This is a genomic window from Flavobacterium flabelliforme (assembly GCF_017948675.1).
Classification (GTDB): domain Bacteria; phylum Bacteroidota; class Bacteroidia; order Flavobacteriales; family Flavobacteriaceae; genus Flavobacterium; species Flavobacterium pygoscelis.
The window spans coordinates 1-950 of record NZ_JAGFBU010000022.1 but is presented as its reverse complement, the minus strand read 5'-3'; the positions used below and the strand labels follow the sequence as shown (position 1 = coordinate 950).

Annotated in this window: 1 protein-coding gene; it reads left to right on the top strand. The window is 29.1% G+C overall.

Features of this window, described 5'->3' with window-relative positions; genetic code table 11:
• Positions 1 to 154: 154 nt before the first annotated feature.
• Positions 155 to 619 carry a hypothetical protein gene (locus J3S90_RS15685; RefSeq protein WP_210646971.1) on the top strand — a complete coding sequence of 155 codons (465 nt, stop codon included), beginning with the start codon at positions 155 to 157 and terminating at the stop codon, positions 617 to 619.
• Positions 620 to 950 lie beyond the last annotated feature (331 nt).

Sequence of the window (950 nt, the reverse complement as noted above, 5' to 3'; positions counted from 1 at the left end):
ACAACAGCGGTTTGCATAAATGGCGAAATATGTGGTAAATTCACGTTTATCTTTCGCAAGAAATTTTATCTTAGCCGAAAATAATCGTTTACGAAGTTCGCCACTTCTGCAAGCCGCGAAACGTTAGCCGTTATTTTGGCCGAAAAACTGAAAAATGAAGAAACCATTTAAAATATTCCTAATTATAATTATCATTTTTATAAGTTTACTTTTTATTCGACCTCAAAAAGTTATCTATGAAGCGAATATTATTGGAAAAGTTATTGACGAAAATAATAACCCAATTTCAAACGCAACAATTCACAGAATTGAAAAAGAATATTACATAAATAATAAAATTGGATCGAATGAATCAAGAGACTTAAGAACTGAAAGTGTTAAAAGCGACAAAAATGGAAACTTTAAGTTTAATGAAAAATCAAGAGTTGATTGGTTTCACACTCCATTAGATTTGCCAATTGCATATTGTTATGCAGAATTTGAAATTGAAAAAAATGGATATGAATTTTATAAAACAAAGTTTGGTGAGTATGAACAATACAGAATTGAGAATTGTTACGCTTGCGAAAAAGTATTGTATAAACCAATTATTACTTTGAAAACTCAAAACAAAAAATAATAAAACAAAAAATAATAATCGAAAACAGAATCGAAACAGAATCGAAACAGAATTGAAAATAATACTGAAAAATAAAAACAACGGCTAACAGCGGTTTGCAAAAATGGCGAAATATGTGCAAAATTCACGTTTATCTTTCGCAAGATATTTTATCTTAGCCGAAAATAATCGGTTACGAAGTTCGCCACTTCTGCAAGCCGCGAAACGTTATAGGCTATACTACCAAAAATCGTAAAAAGAAAAATATGAAAATTTACTGTTTGCTTTTCTTAACTATTTCAACTTTGAGTTTTTCACAAAACAATTCAGAATCTGACGTTTTTAAAAAAAT

Excerpts from the sequence above, each read along its gene's own strand:
- J3S90_RS15685 (WP_210646971.1), top strand. The coding sequence starts at position 155 with ATGAAGAAACCATTTAAAATATTCCTAATTATAATTATCATTTTTATA.